Consider the following 239-nt stretch of genomic DNA (forward strand, 5'->3'; position numbering starts at 1 on the left):
TCATGAGCAGCGCCCGTTAGTTATGCTAACGATTACTGCGGCTAACAAATTAAAAAATATAGAAAAAACTCGCCAAGCGCACTTAGCTCGCCTAAATAATTCAAACAATAAAACAGCGGAGCAGCCAAGTGTTGTATGGATGGGTTACAGTGTTCATGGGAATGAATCATCAGGTAGTAATGCAGCTTTACTAGTCGCTTATTATTTAGCGGCAGCGCAAGGGGATGAAATAAATGAGC

At 41.4% G+C, this 239-nt stretch carries 1 protein-coding gene; it reads left to right on the forward strand.

Going from position 1 to position 239, the window contains the following annotated elements; genetic code table 11:
* Window positions 1-22: 22 nt before the first annotated feature.
* Window positions 23-239, forward strand: a 217-nt coding sequence (locus R0K30_RS23370; RefSeq protein ID WP_410613401.1) for a hypothetical protein, incomplete at its 3' end; no start/stop codon positions are given.

The sequence above is a fragment of the Bacillus sp. SIMBA_154 genome (genome assembly GCF_046536015.1).
Taxonomy (GTDB): Bacteria; Bacillota; Bacilli; order Bacillales; family Bacillaceae; genus Bacillus; species Bacillus pumilus_P.